Origin of the sequence: Micromonospora sp. AB353 (assembly GCF_049538395.1) — a bacterium.
GTDB lineage: Bacteria > Actinomycetota > Actinomycetes > Mycobacteriales > Micromonosporaceae > Micromonospora > Micromonospora aurantiaca.
This window is the reverse complement of the sequence record NZ_JBMVFV010000002.1, coordinates 66,709-83,671: the sequence shown is the minus strand read 5'-3', so window position 1 is coordinate 83,671 and position 16,963 is coordinate 66,709. Positions and strand designations below refer to the sequence as shown.

15 protein-coding genes are annotated in these 16,963 nt (G+C 71.2%); 2 read left to right on the top strand and 13 right to left on the bottom strand.

The features are described 5' to 3' along the window. Positions 1-4: 4 nt before the first annotated feature. The 4 genes from pyrE to ACPCK6_RS01480 all read right to left on the bottom strand — a co-directional run bounded on the left by pyrE (position 5) and on the right by ACPCK6_RS01480 (position 2,795). Positions 5-529 (bottom strand): orotate phosphoribosyltransferase, encoded by a 525-nt coding sequence (gene pyrE / locus ACPCK6_RS01495; protein WP_423480111.1) that lies wholly within the window; start codon positions 527-529, stop codon positions 5-7. Between the two features lie 19 nt (positions 530-548). Continuing rightward, complete coding sequence (locus tag ACPCK6_RS01490; RefSeq protein ID WP_423480110.1) at positions 549-722, bottom strand: hypothetical protein; 174 nt, start codon at positions 720-722, stop codon at positions 549-551. 211 nt (positions 723-933) lie between these two features. Next, positions 934-1,251: a hypothetical protein gene (locus tag ACPCK6_RS01485; protein ID WP_423480170.1), complete on the bottom strand. Its 318-nt coding sequence runs from the start codon at positions 1,249-1,251 to the stop codon at positions 934-936. A 353-nt stretch (positions 1,252-1,604) separates the two neighbouring features. Continuing rightward, a complete protein-coding gene (locus tag ACPCK6_RS01480) occupies positions 1,605-2,795 on the bottom strand; it encodes a helix-turn-helix domain-containing protein (RefSeq protein ID WP_423480109.1) in 1,191 nt (396 codons plus the stop codon). A 176-nt stretch (positions 2,796-2,971) separates the two neighbouring features. Here ACPCK6_RS01480 and ACPCK6_RS01475 point away from each other — a divergent pair, with 176 nt between their 5' ends. Together ACPCK6_RS01475 and ACPCK6_RS01470 are read left to right on the top strand one after the other, a co-directional pair. Beyond that, entirely contained in the window at positions 2,972-3,649 is a 678-nt protein-coding gene (locus ACPCK6_RS01475; protein WP_423480108.1) for a GntR family transcriptional regulator, read from the top strand. A gap of 57 nt (positions 3,650-3,706) precedes the next feature. Continuing rightward, entirely contained in the window at positions 3,707-4,291 is a 585-nt protein-coding gene (locus tag ACPCK6_RS01470) for an HD domain-containing protein (protein WP_396881582.1), read from the top strand. Between the two features lie 128 nt (positions 4,292-4,419). On the opposite strand, the gene ACPCK6_RS01465 is transcribed toward ACPCK6_RS01470, so the two are convergent. The 9 genes from ACPCK6_RS01465 to ACPCK6_RS01425 all read right to left on the bottom strand — a co-directional run bounded on the left by ACPCK6_RS01465 (position 4,420) and on the right by ACPCK6_RS01425 (position 16,956). Further along, positions 4,420-4,803 (bottom strand): hypothetical protein, encoded by a 384-nt coding sequence (locus tag ACPCK6_RS01465; RefSeq protein WP_423480107.1) that lies wholly within the window; start codon positions 4,801-4,803, stop codon positions 4,420-4,422. Between the two features lie 683 nt (positions 4,804-5,486). Then, on the bottom strand, positions 5,487-7,439 hold the full coding sequence (gene fxsT / locus ACPCK6_RS01460) for an FxSxx-COOH system tetratricopeptide repeat protein (RefSeq protein WP_423480106.1): 1,953 nt from the start codon (positions 7,437-7,439) through the stop codon (positions 5,487-5,489). Between the two features lie 208 nt (positions 7,440-7,647). Then, positions 7,648-8,199, bottom strand: coding sequence for a hypothetical protein (locus tag ACPCK6_RS01455; RefSeq protein ID WP_396881578.1), 552 nt, complete (start codon positions 8,197-8,199; stop codon positions 7,648-7,650). Positions 8,200-8,202: 3 nt separating this feature from the next. Further along, positions 8,203-10,023, bottom strand: coding sequence for an acyl-CoA dehydrogenase (locus ACPCK6_RS01450; protein ID WP_423480105.1), 1,821 nt, complete (start codon positions 10,021-10,023; stop codon positions 8,203-8,205). Between the two features lie 16 nt (positions 10,024-10,039). Next, complete coding sequence (locus ACPCK6_RS01445) at positions 10,040-11,500, bottom strand: ATP-binding protein (RefSeq protein WP_423480104.1); 1,461 nt, start codon at positions 11,498-11,500, stop codon at positions 10,040-10,042. Between the two features lie 132 nt (positions 11,501-11,632). Then, a complete protein-coding gene (locus ACPCK6_RS01440) occupies positions 11,633-12,805 on the bottom strand; it encodes an alanine--tRNA ligase-related protein (RefSeq protein WP_423480103.1) in 1,173 nt (390 codons plus the stop codon). Positions 12,806-13,165: 360 nt separating this feature from the next. Further along, on the bottom strand, positions 13,166-14,527 hold the full coding sequence (locus ACPCK6_RS01435) for a glycosyltransferase (protein ID WP_423480169.1): 1,362 nt from the start codon (positions 14,525-14,527) through the stop codon (positions 13,166-13,168). Positions 14,528-14,710: 183 nt separating this feature from the next. Further along, complete coding sequence (locus ACPCK6_RS01430; protein WP_423480102.1) at positions 14,711-15,850, bottom strand: fatty acid desaturase family protein; 1,140 nt, start codon at positions 15,848-15,850, stop codon at positions 14,711-14,713. 14 nt (positions 15,851-15,864) lie between these two features. Then, positions 15,865-16,956, bottom strand: a complete 1,092-nt coding sequence (locus ACPCK6_RS01425) for a ferredoxin reductase (RefSeq protein WP_396881572.1) — start codon at positions 16,954-16,956, stop codon at positions 15,865-15,867. Positions 16,957-16,963: the final 7 nt, after the last annotated feature.

Genomic DNA, 16,963 nt, shown 5'->3' with positions numbered 1-16,963 from the left:
AGGCTCACGCCGTCAGCGCTGCCTCCAGATCACGACGGGTGAGGGCGGCGCGGAGGTGCAGCCCCTCGGCCGCCAGGTTCTCCCGGCCACCCTGCTCACGGTCGATGGCGCAGACCACCGTCTCGACCTGGGCACCGACGGACCGTAGTTGTCCGCACGAGGTCAGGAGCGCACCTCCGGTGGTCACGACGTCCTCGACCACCACCACCCGCAGACCGTCCACCGGCCCGCCCTCGGCCACCTTCGCGGTCCCGTACTCCTTGGCCTGCTTGCGCACGAAGACCGTGGGCAGCCCGGTCAGCTGTGACATCAGCGTGGCGATCGGGATGCCGCCCATCTCCATCCCCGCCAGCACGTCGCACTCCGGAAGCAGGGCCACCATCGCCTCGGCGATCTCGCGCAGCAGCTCCGGCTTCCCCTCGAACAGGTACTTGTCGAAGTACTCGTCGCTGACCTGCCCGGATCGGAGAGCGAACCGGCCGGTGAGATGGCAGGTGTCGTAGACGCGGCGCGCGAGCGGGTGAGTCACCGGATCAGTCTCGCACCCGTCACACGACCCGCCGGATGCGTACCCTCGGACGCTCGTTACGCAGATGCCCCAGCTTGTGCTGGCGGACCTGCTCCTCCCACACCTCCTGGTCGTACTCCGGATCCGGCGCCGTCCACCGGTGCGACCCGTCGCTGTAGTGGAACTTCTCGTCGCCGGCCCGCAACACGCTCACCGCACCCACCCCAGGAACCGCCGATGCAACGTCCCGGCTGGCGCCCAGCTCAGATCCGCCGTGGCCCGCACAAGCTGCGCCCCCAGGTACACCGCCAGCGACACCGGCGCATCCTCGTACTCCGCAAGAAGCTCCCGCCGCCGCGTCGCGCACGGCCACGGCGCACCGCAGCCGCCGCACGTCCAGACCGGCAGCACCGGCCCGTGGGTGCTCACCCGCGCACCCCCAGGAAGCGGGCGACGCTCGCGCGCGCCTGCCGGCTGGTCGCCCACGCGACCTGCCAGCAGGGGTACGGAGTCAGGCGCGCCCACCACAGCCGGCAACCCACGCACATCCCGTCCAGACCCCGTACGTGCACCGCCAGGATCGCCTGTTCCGCAGTCCTCACTGGTCCTCCTGCGGCGGCCAGTGACCGCGATTGATCGGTACGCGGTGGCGGTTCCGGCACGGCAGCTCCGCGCCGCAGCGGCACACCCACCGCCACTGCCGCCACGACCAGGCCGGGCGATGACGGCGTACGAGCGTCGATGCGACGGCGAGGAGGTAGCCCTCGTACGGCAGACGCCTGCGCGACCGGGAGGGTGCGACGACGTCCGCGTCCCGGTGCGGCGCACGCGCCGCTGCCGACTCGGCTGGTGCCGTCTGTGTGTGATCGGATTCGGCCAGACCGAGGATCCTTCGCTTCGCCGCCTCCCATTCGGCCTTCTGTGCTTCCTGGCCCGTGGGGCGCCAACGGTTCCGACCGCCCATCACCACCTCCGTCCGCTCCGGCGCGACGGATCCCTTCACAAGGGAGTGCGGTGCCGCGCCCGGCAGGATGAGGCGTTTCCTCACCCGAAAACGGACACTAGGGCCGCATGGTGATGGAGAAATTACCGCTGGTTATGCCGCCAGGCTGATGCCGAGGCGCCCCGCCAGCAGACGCAGCTCGTTCGGCACCGCCCGCCGCTTGGCCCGCTGCGCCATCGCGACGACGGCGTCCTGGGCGAGCGGGTTGAGCGAGAACGGCACCGGCGCGGCCTGCTCCGCGCGCACGAACGCCGCTATCGCCTCGTTGTCCCGGCGACCGGAATCGGCCAGCGCCCGCCCGAGGTCGAGCCAGTACGACATCTGCCGGATCGACGCCGCCAGCACCTGCGGTCGTACCCTGCGGGACAGCTCGATCACCCGTCCGGGCTCGCCGGACTCGGCCGCGATGGACATCTCCCACAGCGTCACGTTCGTGGGCCCGAACCCGCAGCCGTTGAACCCCATGCCGTCCGCCGGGTCGCCCAAAGTCGCCGCTTCCCGGGCGGCCTCGGTCAGATGGTCTCGCGCGGCGTCGGGGCGGCCGCTGACTGTCGAGGCCAGTGCCGCCGACAGGTGCAACTGGCCGAGCATCTGCCGGACCCGCTCGTCGGAGGCGGCAGACTGAAGCTCCGCGAGGGACCGGTCAGCCGCCCGTGCGGCGAGGGACGCCGACTCGATCGGCAGGCTCTGCGCGTACGCGAAACGGGTCGCTCCCAGCCACGCCGCCTCCTCCACGTCCTCGGCCGCCGTCACCGCCACCCGCGCCGCATTCAACGCCAGGTGGCGGTACCCGAGGTGCCGCAGGCACGCCGACGCCTGGTACGCCACCTGCGCGAGCGCCGGGCCGCCCGCCGCGGCAGCCTCCAGCAGCAGGCCGGGCAACATCTGGGCCATGGCCGGGAAGTTCGAGCGGTGGCGCAACTGCTCACTGCGGGCGATGCCCGCTGCCAACTCTTCGTGGGTACGCGTCGACGGCCGCCGCTCGCCGTCCTCGATCTCGATCAGCGCCGACCAGATCGCCGGCACGCACTCCGCCGCGCGCTCGCGTGCCGGGTCACCCGTCTCGGTGCCCTGACCGAGCAGGTCCGCGACCGTGATCTGCAACGCGGCGGCGACAGCGACCAGGGTGGAGCGCCTGTCAATCGTCTTGCGGCCGGACTCGACCTGAGAGATGTAGGACTGGCTGGCCCCGGCGAGCCCGGCGAGAACGGCCTGGCTCATCCCACCACGGCGCATCCGCCAGTAGCGGATCCGGGCACCGATCGTGTCGGCCTTGCTGGCCATGTCTCGCCTGCCTCCCAGGACGAGGGCTGGGACTTCGGCACCGGCCGGTGAGCCGGCATACCCGTCCGCCAGTGTACGTGGATCGGTGCTGTTGCATTGACGTCGAGACGTCTCCTACCTGCCGCTCCCCTGCGCTCTGTGGTCGACTGGTTGGGCTGACCGGAGGTGCCGCCGACATGCCAACGCCGCCTGCCTACCTGACGATCGCCGCCGACCTACGTGCCGCGATCCTGTCCGGAGAACTCCCCGCTGGAGCGAAGGTGCCGTCCGAGTCCGGCCTGATGCGCCAGTACGAGGTGAGCCGGACAGTCGCCAAGTGGGCCATCGCCGTCCTGAAAGGCGAGGGCGTTGTGGAGGGTCGCGCCGGATCCGGCGTCTACGTGCGAGACACCACCCGGCTGGTCCGTCACGCCCGAGGCCGCGACGTTCGCTCCGCCGATGGCCCGACTTCCCCGTTCGCCCGCGATGCGGCCGACGCCGGGCAGCACGGCACGTGGGAGCACGAAAGCCGACACGAGCGGGCCGATGAGCGGATTGCCGCCCGGCTCGGCATCGAGCCGGGCGCACCGGTGATGCGGACGTCATACCGCTTCCTCGCCGACGGCGACCCGATACAGCTCTCCGTGTCGTACGAGCCACGTGCCCTCACCAAGGGCACTCCGGTCGAGTGGCCCGAGGACGGAGAGATCAAGGGCGTCGTCGCACGCATGGACACCATCGGCGTACGGGTCGACGAGGTCGTGGAGCGTGTCAGCCTTCGATCAGCGACAGCCAGCGGCACGCCGGTGGAGACGGCCGACATCGTGCTACCGGGCGGGCGATACGACCTCGTCTACCGTCTCCCCATCGACTGACGAGACGGCGAGGGTGATGCGATATCGACAAGCTCGCCGGATGGGAGGGCGCTTCCGATGACCGACGATCCGCACGCGGGAGCCATGAGCTTCATTTTCGAGGCGGGCGTGCTCAAGCGCGCAGCGCGCACCGGATGGTGGTTCGCCGGAGTGAAGCACCCCGAGTCGATCGCCGAACACTCGTTCCGCACGGCGCTCATCGGCATGATGCTCGCGGCCATGGAGGGCGCCGACCCGGGTCGCGTCTCGATGTTGTGCGTCCTGCACGACACCCAGGAGACCCGGATCACCGACATCCCCCACATCGCCAAGCGCTATCTCACGGCCGCACCCAACACCGCCGTCACCGCCGACCAGGTCGCCGCCTGCCCGCCCGCCGTAGCCGACGTGATCACCGCTGTCGTCGCCGAGTACGAGGCCGGCGAAACCCTGGAAGCCATCGTGGCCCGCGACGCGGACAAGTTGGAGTGCCTCGTCCAAGCGGTCGAGTACCGGCATCAGGGTGTCGCGGACGTGCAGCGCTGGATCGACAGCTCACGAGCTGCGCTCAAGACATCGTCTGCCCATCGTCTCGCCGACGTCGCCCTCACCGGCGCTCCAATGGCATGGTTGAATCCGCCCGCCAGCCCGCCCGTGACGTAGACGTCAGAGGACACCACGGCCCTGTGCGGTGACACCCTGCCCGCACGATGGAACCTGACGTCCGGCTGACGGCGTCCGGCACCAAGTCGGCGAACGAGGCTCTGTCGGTGCCAAGCAGGTTCCCCTGACTACCGCTTGATGCCGGTTTCGCCAGGCTGGAGCGCGGCGGCGACGAGGCGGAGTTGTTCCGGCGACAGTTCACCTCCGTGACGGCGGTAGGTAGCCGATCCGAGGCCGACGAGGACGTCGTCCACGTACGTCCATCGGCACGGCCCCCAGTACCTGGGGCTGGTGAGCAGTTCTTCACTGAGCTGACGCACACCGGACCGGGCGCCGAGGGTGGTCAGGGCTTCCGCTGTCATGTCGACCGCCGTGTCCGGGCGGCTGCTGTCGGCACAGGCCGGAACGAGCAGGAGCAACCGCTCGGCCGGCGTGTGGTCCGGATCCGGCTGCCGCGCTGCGGCGACCACCTCCTGCCAGGCGAACGCCGGCCCTCGGAAATGTCCCTCCATCGCGGCGAGGGGGATCGACCCGTCGCCGGGGTCGAGCACGTAGTCGACGCCCCCGTCGCCCTCGTAGTTGCGCAGGACGACGTGCAGGCGACAGCCCTCGGCGAGCCGGTAGCGAGAACACCGGCCATCGGTCCGGGTCGAGGAATGCGTCGACGATCGGTTCCAGATCGGCTGGATCGACGCCGAAGGCGTCCGGTGCCGACGCGGCTCCGCCGACGGTGGCGAGGAAGGCGGGCCAGAACGTCGCCTGCGCCATCAGGTCTGACCCGTCGACCAGCGGCGACCGCGGGATCGGCGGTTCGTAGCCGTCCAGGTATCCGGGGATGATCACCTCGCCATCATGGCGGCGCGGTAGCCGCCTGGTGGACCGGTGCCGTTTGTCGCACCGCCCCGGCCGCTGGTGAAGCGGTAGTGGAAGTGCACCGCCGGACCTCGCTCGGGCGCCCGCGGGTGAACGGTGGTCTTCCAGGCTGTCACCTCGGCGGTCACCGGGTAGGTCCGCTCTCCTCGGACGACAGTGACCTCTCGGGCTGCCGCCCCCGGTTCCGGAGTGAAGGGGCGGTGGTCAGTGCCGCACGCTACGACGGCAGTCGTGACGAGGATGCCGACGCGGCCAAGGCGGGACCACGAAGCCATGCGTGACATCGTCGACGGGCAGGCCGGCGGGCTCCGGCCGGTAACGGTCAGCCAGGCAGTCGGGACCGGGCTTCCGCCTCCGCGGCCGACACGATCTGTTCCGCGAGACGCGTCGTCTTCACCGTCTCCGGATGCTCCTGCCCGAGCACCTCGACCCGTTTCCTCACCGTCTCCCGGCAAAGGGTCAGGGCCTCAGCGGTGCGACCGGCGGCAACCAGATCGATCACCACGTCGTAGGCCGAGAGCAGTGTATGGGGATGGTCGTCGCCGAGCACTCTCCGCCGACGCACGTAGGTCTCCTGGTTGAGGGCAAGGCTCTCCTCGTGCAGCCCGAGTGCCCGGAAATCCAGAGCCAGGTTGTGCGCGGTTCCCAGTGTCTCCAGGTGCTCCTCGCCGAAGATCCTCGCTTTCCGCTGCAAGGTGTCCTCGTGCAGGGCACGCGCGTCTCGGGGCTTCCCGAGTTCACGGAGGGTGGACGCGAAGAGATCCGCTGCGTTGAGGGTGAGCAGCTGGTCCTCGCCGAAGGCTCGGCAGCTCCGCCTGTACACCTCGACAGCCATGGCCTGACACTCCGCGTACCGTGCCTGCCGCCAGAGGGCACCGCCCACGGTGTGACCGGCGGAAAGAGTTTGCCGATCATCAGGCCCGAGGGAGACCCGCCAGTGCTCGTAGAGGCTGGCGGCAAGCTCCTGCCCGCGTTCCAGCTCGCCGCGCTCGAGCAGATACCAGGCCGCCGCATGAGCGGCGAATCGCAGCGGTGTTGATCGGGTCGCGACGAGGTCGCTCGCCAGCAGGTGCGGCATCAGCCGGTCCCAGAGTTCCCACGACGACGTGCTCTTGCTGTCGGCCGGGCAGAGGTTCCCGAGGACGTCATCGGCCCTTCGGCGGATCTCCGGGCGGCGTTCCGCGTCGATGCTCCCGCTGATCACCAGTTGCACGAGCCGGTGCAGCAGAATCGACTTCCCGTCGACCCGCGCCAGGCCGTAGCGCGAGATCCAGCCGAGCGTCCGGCGCATCCCCAGCGTCGTCTGCAACTGCGCCGCCAGCGGCTCCTCCAGGACGGCGGCCGCCTCCGGGCTGAACAACTCCACGGGGATCGGCTCGGCCGCCATCATCGAACAGATCTCGAGAAGCTGTACGGCCGCCGGGGATTCCTCCTCCATCCGCCGGAGAGCAGTCACCACCACCTGCGTCAGCGGCGTGGGGTACGTGGGCAGACGCCCGTCCTCCAGTAGGTCCCTACCGTTGCGGTCCAACTCTTTGAGGTACTCCGCCGCGGACATGCCTGTCTCGTTCATGAGGGAGCACGCCTGGGCGACCGCCAGGGGCAGGTCTTCCAGACGACCGGCGATGTCGTTCGCCTCAGCGCTGCTCAACGTGGGCGACAGACGCCGCATGAGAGCCACCGATTCGGCCCGCGAGAACGGGTCCACCGCAACCGGATCTCCCATCAGCTCCCAGGCGGGATTCCGGGACGTGATGATGACGTGCCCCGGCCCCTGGGGCACCCACTGCGCCAGTGCGGCCGGATCCTCCGCATTGTCGAAGATGAGCAGCCATCGATCGGTGCGGGAGAACTGGAGCCTCACCTCGCGGAGAGCGGACGGGATGTCGGCCGCCGTCTTCACCCATCCGGCCGCGACGCCCAGCGACGTCAGCTGGCCACCGATCATCGACGGCCTCTCCGCGTCGATCCACCAGACGAGGTCGTAGCGCTCCAGTCGACGATAGGCGTATTCGGTGCTCAGCGTGGTCTTTCCGACGCCGCCGATTCCATGGAGCACCCGAACGACAGGCGACGTCCGCTCCTCGATGCCGTTCTCGAAAGCCGCGAGTTGAATGTCTCGTCCCACGAAGGACGGGTTACGTGGCGGGAGGTTGTAGACGACCTCACGACGTCCATTCGACGGGTCGGAGGCGGCTACCGCCTTCTGCTCTCCCGAATGGCCGGCCCACGCAGCCAGGGCCGCACCGATGACCGGACATACGAGTGCCGCCACGGTTGCCGAAGTCTGTACGTCCAAGCCGGCCCACACCTGACACGCGAGCCAGGTCGCTGCCACCAGCAGTGCGCTGGCACCGGTGGCTACCAGCCACCGCGCGATTCCTCTCAACCGTTACCCCGCTTTCGAGGAGCGCGCCAACGGTGAACCGTGGAGTTGAGACTTTACACCTCGTCTATGGCTGTGCCGAGCCGAGGATTTCCTTTCACGACGCGAACGTCGTCCATTCCCGAGTCGGGATGCAGCCTTCGCTCACGTCCCAGCAGCCCTCGGCCCATGCTGTCGCCACCATCACCGGGCGGCTCAGCACCACATCACCGGCCCGTTGTGCCCGCAGCACCAACCCGAGCTGCGACGAACACGGATCGGCGTGCTGCGAATACCTCAGTTCGAGGCCGTGCGCCGAGAGGTGCTCGGTGAAGTCGTCCTCCAGCCGTGAGGGCCGCTGTCCCACCAGCCGCAATCCGTCCAGTGTCACCTGCGGCCCGCGCAGGGCGTCGACGGCGACACCGGCCAAGCCGTTCGACTCGTCGTAGTAGGTGGTGACCGCAGGTCCGGCCGGCGCCGCGCCCGCACTTCGCTCAAGCCAGAACTCCGCCCAACCGTCGGAGCAAGCGACACCGAGGACGCCGTGCGCAGCAGCCCGCACCTGCTCGTGCGTCATTCCGAATACCAGCGGGCCGACGTGCGCGAACGGCGTGAACGTCCAGCGCAGTCGCTGTTCATCGGTCAGAACCGCCCAGACGTCGGCTGACAATCCTCAGAACCAGCTCTCCCGCATGTCCAGCGTCGTCCGGTCCAGCCCTTCCAGCAGGTCGAACTGCGCCCCCACCTTCGGCAACTCCCACCGGTAGAAGTACCGCGCCGCCTGCCTCTTCCCCGCCAGGAACTCCCCCTCGGCCCCGTCCGGCGACCCCAGCGCCTCCACCGCCAGCACCTGCTCCAGCCACATCCACGCGATCACCACGTGCCCGACCGCCTCCAGGTACACCGACGCGTTCGCCAGCGCCAGTTCCGGATCACCAGGGGCCCACAACCGCCGCGTCACCACGGCGATCCGGTCCACCGCCGCGCCGAGCTGACCGGCCAGCTCGGAGGCCAACCCGTCGGCCTTCCACGCCCGGGTGACGGTGCCGCGGATGGTCTCCAGCAGCAGTTCCAGCGCGGCGCCGTCGCGCATGGTGACCTTGCGGCCGAGCAGGTCCAGGGCCTGGATGCCGTGGGTGCCCTCGTGGATGGCGTTGAGCCGGTTGTCGCGCCAGTGCTGCTCGACGTCGTAGTCGCGGGTGTAGCCGTACCCGCCGTGCACCTGGATGGCCAGGTCGTTGGCGGCCAGGCACCACTGCGCCGGCCAGCTCTTGGTGATCGGGGTGAGCAGGTCCAGCAGCAGTTGTGCCCGTTCGCGGTCGGCCTCGGCGGGCGCGGTCTTCTGCTCGTCGAGCAGCCGTCCGCAGTAGAGCACCAGCGCGAGCGCGCCCTCCACGTAGCTCTTCTGGGCCAGCAGCATCCGGCGTACGTCGGGGTGGGCCACGATCGGCACCTGCGGCGTGGTGGGGTCCTTGTCGGCGACCGGGCGGCCCTGCGGACGTTGCCGGGCGTACGCGACGGACTTCAGGTACGCGGTGTAGCCGAGCGCCGTGGCACCGGCCCCGATACCGATGCGCGCCTCGTTCATCATGTGGAACATGACCGCGAGCCCCTGGTGCGGCTGCCCCACCAGGTAGCCGACCGCCCCGGCCCGCCCGTACGGCCGGTGCACGCCCTCGCCGAAGTTCAGCAGCGTGTTCGTGGTGCCGCGGTAGCCGAGCTTGTGGTTGAGGCCGACCAGCACCACGTCGTTGCGCGGTCCGAGATTGCCGTCGTCGTCGAGCAGCACCTTCGGCACGATGAACAGCGACAGGCCCTTGACGCCGGGCGGTGCGCCGGGGATGCGGGCGAGGACCAGGTGGACGATGTTCTCGGCCAGTTCGTGGTCGCCGCCGGAGATCCACATCTTGGTGCCGACGATCCGGTACGTGCCGTCGTCCTGCGGCTCGGCCCGCGTGGTGAGGTCGGTCAGGGAGCTGCCGGCCTGTGGCTCGGACAGGCACATGGTGCCGAAGAACCGGCCCTCGACCATCGGGCGGACCCAGGTGTCGATCTGCTCGGCGCTGCCGTGGGCGAGCAGGAGGTTGGCGTTGCCGAGGGTCAGCATCGGGTACGCCGACGTGCCCACGTTCGCGGCCTGGAACCAGGCGAAGGCGGCGGCGGCCACCGCGTGCGGCAGTTGCAGGCCGCCGACCGACTCGTCCATGGTGGCGGCGAACAGCCCGGTCTCGGCGAACGCCTCCAGGGCGGCCTTCACCTGCGGGATGGTCCGCACGCGCTGCCCGTCGAACGTGGGCTCGCCGGTGTCGGCGGCCCGGTTGTGCGGGGCGAACCGTTCGGCGGCGACCCGGGCGGCGAGGTCGAGCACCTCGTCGACGGTTTCCCGGGTGTGCTCGGCGTAGCGGGGCCGCTCGGTCAGCCGGGTCACGTCCAGCCAGTCGTGCAGCAGGAACGCGAGGTCACGGCGGGACAGCAGCAGATCGGACGAGGACAACGTGGACTCCTTCCGGTCAGCCGCGGCGCAACCCGGCGACGGCCTCCCGCAGGTCATCCTGACCGATCGGAGCCGGTGGCGCACCCTCCGCCGCCTCCCGGAGTGCCTTGGCGAGTTGCACCCGGCGCAGCGCCTCCCGCAGGTCCGCGCCGGTCAGCCCGGCCGTGTCGGCGGCGAGCGCGGCCGGGTCGAGGTCGTCGGCGAACATCCGGAAGCCCGGCCGCTCGTGCCGCTCGATCAGCTCGCGGATCATCTTGGTGAGGATCTCCGCGCGTCCGGTCTCGTCCGGCGCCGGAATGGCGATCTTCAGGTCGAAGCGGCCGGAGCGGATCAGCGAGGCGTCGACGCGCTGCGGGAAGTTGGTGGTGGCGACCACGATGACGTCGGGGTTCTCCTCGAAAAGCGTGTTCATCTCCTGCTTGAAGATGCCCGCGACGGCGTTGACGGCCTGGCTGGCCGCGTCGCCGCCGGCACCGGCGTAGCTGATGATCGAGTCGAACTCGTCGAACAGCATCACGGTGGGCCGCCGGTAGCGGCGGGCCTCCCGGAAGATGCGCTTGATGTTGCGTTCCGAGCCGCCGAGGTACTTGTCCAGGATCTCCGGGGTGCGGATCTCCACGAAGTCCGCGCCGACCTCGTTCGCGAGCGCCCGGGCCAGCATGGTCTTGCCGGTGCCGGGCGGCCCGTACATCAGGATGCCCTGCGGCCGGCGCGCGCCCCAGCGGGCCATCGCCGCCGGGTGCCGGAACGACACCGCCACCTCGCGGAACCGCGCGACCACGTCGGGCAGGCCGCCGACCTGGTCGAGGGTCACCGCAGCGCTGCGCGGCCCGGCCGTCGCGACCGGTCGCCGCCCCACGAGGTACGTCCGGCCGCGCAGCACCGTCGGCTCCTCGCTGTCGCCGGACAGCTCGCGTACGGCCTGGAGCAGCAGGCCCAGCATCGCCCGCAGGTGCGCCGGATCCACCTCCGCGCTTGGTACGTCGGCGCGGATGCGTACCGTCCCGTTGTCCTGGTCGACGCGGGGCCGCAGCCCGGCCTCCTCGGCGGCGCGCAGCACCTCCCGGCCGGCCGGGTCGCGCGGCGGCGCGACGAGCGTGGCGACCGGCCGCGGCCAGATCCGCCGCCCGGCCTCCGCGGCGATCCGGCCCACCGCGGCGGCCGGGCCGTCGCCGCCGCGCGCGGCCAGCCGCTCGGCGAGCAGCACGCCGACCGGCCCGGCCAGCCCGAGGGCGATCAGGCCCGCCGGTGCGGCCTCCACCCGCAGGTACGCCTCGAAGCGGTGCACCGGCGGCTCGGCGGCGGTGTCGGCGCGCACGGTGCAGCGGACCTCCCGCACCGGGGCCGGGAAGTCGCCGTCGACGAGCAGTTCCACCGGCCCGTCGACGGCGGCGGCGAGCAGCCCGGCGGCGTCGGCGATGCGCACCTCGGCGCCGAGCAGCGGCACCGTCTCCTCGTCCGGCCGTACCTCGGTCATCGGCAGCCCTCTCCTCGCGGCGGCGTCCGCTTCCCTCGCGTGGCGTCCGCCTCCGAGTCTGGCACCGGCCCGGCCGGGCGGCCACCGCTGCGCCGCCGCCGCTGACCTGGCCGCCGCCCGCCCGGCCGCTGTTCAGCTCGCCTCGGCGAGCAGGCCGTCGACCAGGTCGCGGGGCAGCCCGTGGGTGTCGTGCAGCCAGTGGTAGTCGCGTTCGGTCAGCGGTCCGCGCGCCCGTACCCGGTCCACGATCGGCCGTCCGCGTCGCAGCAGTCCCCGGAAGCGGCGTTCCTCGTCCACCAGCGTCGCGTGCAGCGAGCCGACGTCGACCGGCTGGCGGAAGCGGCGCAGCGTGTCCCCGTACACCTGGGGTGGCAGATCGTTCAGGGTGCGCGCCGGATCGTCGCGCCACAACACCGTGAGCGCGCGGCGCAGCAGCCGCCGCAGCACGTACCCGCGGCCGGTGTTGCCGGGGCGTACCCCGTCACCGAGCACGACCACCGCGGATCGCAGGTGGTCGGAGACCACGCGCAGGTCCGCACCGCGCAGGTTCCACCGGTCGCGCACCGCGTCCACCCACTGCCGCAGCCCGTCGCCGGTGAACACGGACCGGTCGCCGCGCAGCACCATCTCCAGCCGTTCCAGGCCCATGCCGGTGTCGATGCTGGAGTGCGGTAGCGGCGTGAGCCGGCCGTCGGGGTGTCTGTGGTAGCGCATCTGCACGTGGTTCCACACCTCCACCCACCGCGCGTCGGTGCTCGGTGTGCCGGTGGGCGGGCCGTCGCCGGTCCACACGAAGATCTCCGAGTCCGGTCCGCAGGGGCCGGTCGGGCCGTTGGACCACCAGTTGTCCTCGCCCAGCGCCTCCACCGGGACGCCGAGCCCGGTCCAGGTGTCGCGCGCGGTGTCGTCCGGCCCTTCACCGTTGCCGCCGCCGAAGACCGTGGCGTGCAGCCTCCCCGCCGGGATGCCGAACCCGTCGGTGAGCAGCTCGAAGCCCCAGCGCAGGCTGGTCACGATGTCGTAGTCGCCGAGCGACCACGAGCCGAGCATCTGGAACACGGTGAGGTGGGTGCTGTCGCCCACCTCGTCCAGGTCCGTGGTGCGCAGGCACCGCTGCACGTTCGCCAGTCGCCGTCCGCCGGGGTGCGGGCGCCCCAGCAGGTACGGCGTGAGCGGGTGCATGCCGGACGTGGTGAACAGCACCGGGTCGCCGGGCGGCGGAACGAGCGAGCTCTCCGGCGCACGCTGATGGTCGTACCGGTGGTAGTGGTCGAAGAACGTCCGGGTGATGTCGTCGGGTGTCATGGCGGGGCGCCTTCCGGGTACGGGTGACCGGACGGCCCGCCGCGCGCGTTGGCGTCGACACGACGACGCCGGCGGACCGTTTCCGGTCGCCGGCGTGGGTGTGGGGCAGGTCAGGCGGCGGCAACCGGCGAGCGGGAAGCTCGCGCGGCCGCGGCGGTGAGATTGCGCCTGCTCTGCATGCCGCCACGGTAGCCCGGCCCGCACCGTCCCGCCCAGCCCTTTTCCGCGTGCCCCGCGCGCCCCCGCACCCCGGCCCCGCGCAAGATCGACACCACTCCCCCGAAATGGCGGGGTCACCGGCACTCGGATGCCACCACCTCGCCGAACTGGAGTTGACCATGGCCCCCGGAGGCGCGGGTGTCAGCGGGTGGGGGTGAGCAGGCGGCGGTAGAGGGCGTCCAGGCGTACGGCCTGCGCCTCCCACGTCCACCCGGGCAACGGCGAGTCCGGGCCCTCGTACGCGGCGCGGTACCGGTCCGGGTCCGCGAGCACCACCCGTACCGCGCGGGCCAGGTCGGCGGCGTCGCGGGCGCGGAACACCTCGCCCTGCCCGATGGCACGGACGGTGTCGGCCATGGTGCGGACGTCGCTGACCACGATCGGCAGCCGCGCGTGCGCGTACTCGAAGAACTTGGTGATCAGCGCGATCTCGTGGTTGGGCCAGTGGTGCAGCGGGATCAGCCCGATGTCGGCGGTGGCGAGGAACGCGACGAGCCGGCGGTGCGGCACGTACGGCAGCACGTGCACCCGGTCGCCCACCTGATGCCGGGCCGCGCGGGCGACGACCTGGCGGACGTAGGCGGCGTCCGGGTCGGCGACGACGAGCGCCAGGTGTACGCCGGGCAGCAGCGGCAACGCCTCGACCACCGTGTCCACGCCGCGCTGGACGGCCATCGCCCCGCTGTAGACGAGCAGCGGCGTGCCCGGGGACAGGCCGCAACGCTCCCGCAGGTCAGGAGCGGACATCTCCGTGGTGGCGGCGACCGGGGCGTTCAGGATCACGGTGGGGCGCTCGGGCAGGGCGTGGTCGCGTACCAGCAGGTCGGCGAGCATGTCGGAGACCGTGACGACCGCGTCGGCGTGACCGACGTACTCGCGGACGTAGCCGAGGTGCGCGGGCAGCCACCGGGCGTTGTCGCGGCGCGGTCGCGCGCCGGGCAGCCACTCGTGCGCGTCCCAGACCAGCTTCACCTCGCGCCCCTGCTCGCGGGCGCGGTCCACCGCGCGGGCGGCCACGCCGAGCATCCGGAAGTCGTGCGCGTGGATCAGCTCGGGCCGCAGCTCGTCGATGACCGGTCCGGCGACCCGTTCGTAGTCCCAGAGCCCCGGCTCCAGCCGCCGCCAGGCCCCGTCGCGCAGCCGGGCCCGCCAGTAGCGGACCTGGGCGTGCTCGACCGGCCGGCGGGCCAGCCGGGCCGCGCGCAGCGGCAGCCCGCCCCGGGCCACCAGCCGAGCCCGCAGCCCGGACACGCCGCCCAGGCTCGCGAAGCCGTCGCGCGAACCCGCACGGCCACCCGAAGCGGAACCGCCGCGCGGGCCGGCGACGACGGCCGGTGAAGCGGCGAGCGGCAGGACGCGGACCTCGGCGTCGCCGAGCCGCCAGCGGCGTTCGGCGTCGATGTGGGCGCAGCCGATCAGCGTGACGTCCCAGCCGGCGTCGGCGGCCGAGCGGGCCGCCTTCTGCACCCGCGAGTCACCCTCGACCGCGTTGTCGACGAGCATGACCACGCGCCGCATCGGCGTTCCACCCTTCACCCGTACGCCCGGACGGGCGCGAGTGTACGGGGGCACGGGACCGTCCCGACGGCCGCGAAACGGGCTCTGAGCTGCGGTGACGCCGACTGTGCAGGCGATGGTCGGGTGCCGGCCGGGGGAAGTTCACCGGCCGTGCACCGAACGGGCGGGTCAGGCCGTGCCGGAGGAGGCCAGCGGGGCCGGGGCGATCGGCTGCCGGCTGTCCTTGCGGTTGGGCAGCGACAGGCGGATGACCTTCCACCAGGCGGAGGCGACCTGCTTGGGCAGCGGGCCGGTGGTGTAGTGCAGGCCGTACCTGTCGAACAGCGCCCGTACCTGCGGGGCGATCTCCTGGTAGCGGTTGCTGGGCAGGTCGGGGAAGAGGTGGTGCTCGATCTGGTACGACAGGTTGCCGGTCATGATGTGCAGCAGCCGGCTGCCGCTGATGTTGGCCGAGCCGAGCATCTGCCGCAGGTACCACTCACCGCGGGTCTCGCCGTCGATGGAGGTCTTCTCGAACGTCTCCACCCCGTTGGGGAAGTGCCCGCACATGATCACCGAGTGGCTCCACACGTTGCGCAGCAGGTTCGCGGTGAACGTGGCGGCGAGCGTGGACAGGAACGACGGGCCGGACAGCAGCGGGTGCACCACGTAGTCCTTGAGTACCTGGCGGCGGATCTTGCGCCCGACGGCCTTCGCCTTGGCCCGGAACGTGGGGTCCTTCAGCTTGCGCTGCTTGAGGTGGTCGCCGAGCTCCATGTCGTACGCGGCGATGCCGTACTCGAAGAACATGGCGTTGATCAGGTTCCACAGCGGCTGCCCGAGGTGCATCGGGTGCCACGGCTGGTCCTCGTCGACGCGCATGATGCCGTAGCCGAGGTCGTTGTCCTTGCCGACCACGTTGGTGTACCGGTGGTGCAGCTCGTTGTGCGACTGCTTCCACTGGTCGGCCGGGGAGACGTGGTCCCACTCCCAGGTGGTGGAGTGGATCTTCGGGTCGCGCATCCAGTCCCACTGGCCGTGCAGGACGTTGTGCCCGATCTCCATGTTCTCCAGGATCTTGGCGACCGTGAGCCCGGCCGTACCGACGATCCAGGCCGGCGGGAACAGCGAGAACAGCAGCACCGCACGGCTGCTCATCTCCAGTGTCCGCTGGGTCTTGACCACCTTGCGGATGTAGCGGGCGTCCCGCTCCCCCCGGTCGGCGAGGACCCGGTCCCGGATCGCGTCCAGTTCCTTGCCGATGATCTCGATGTCCTCGGCGCTCAGGTGGGCGATCGGGTTGACGGCCTTCTTCTGGATGACGGTCACGTGGGTGGCTCCTGTCAGAGATCGATGTCGCAGGTACCGGCGGCGGCCGACACGCACGTCTGGACCAGCACGCCGTCCCCCGGTACGGCAGTGGTGACGTCGCCGTTGCGCAGGTCGCGGACAGCGCCCTGGCGCAGCGGTACGACGCAGCCGAAGCAGATGCCCATCCGGCACCCGGAAGGCATCAGCACTCCGGCGTTCTCCCCCGCGTCGAGCAGTGTGGTGGCGCCGTCGGACTCGACTGTCACGCCCGCGCCGGTGAAGGTCACCGTGCCTCCCTCGCCCGGCGTGATCACCGTCGGGCGGAACCGCTCGGTGTGCAACCGCTCGACGAGACCGTTCGAGGACCAGTAGCCCTCGACCGCGTCGAGCATGCCGATCGGCCCGCACGCCCAGGTCTCCCGGTCGAGGTGGTCGGGCACCAGGTCGGCCAGTTCGGCGACGTCGAGCAGGCCGTCGCTGTCGGTGTGCCGCTCGACCAGACGCAGCGCGCCGCGGTCGGCGAGCGCGCGTAGTTCCGTACCGAAGATGACGTCGTCGCGGGTGGGCGCGGAGTGCACGAGCACCACGTCGGCCCGGTCGGCCAGCCCGGAGCGCAGCATCCCCATGACCGGGGTGATGCCGCTGCCGGCGGTGAGGAACAGGACGCGCTCGGGCGTCGCGACGGGCAGTACGAACTCGCCCTGGGCCTGGTCGAGGTGCACGATCGTGCCGGGCCGGAGCCGGCGTACGAGGTGGTTGCTGACCTTGCCGTCGGGGATCGCCTTCACGGTGACGGAGATCCGGCCGTCGGTGGCGTCCGGCGGCGAGGTGAGCGAGTACGCGCGCCACTGCCGCACCCCGTCGACGTCCACGCCGAGGCGGATGTACTGCCCGGGCGTGTGGCCCTGCCAGGCGCGGCCGGGCTGGATCACCAGCGTCGCCGCGTCGCGGGTCTGCGGGCGGATCGCAACGATCTTGCCGCGCAGCGGGGCGCCCGCGCGCAGCGGCGCGATCAGGTCGAGATAGTCGTCGGGCAGCACCGGTGTGGTGACCGTTCCGGCCAGCCGCAGCAGCCTGTCCCGGAAGGAGACCTTCTGGGGGCGGCGGGGGGCAGTTGTGGTCATATGACCA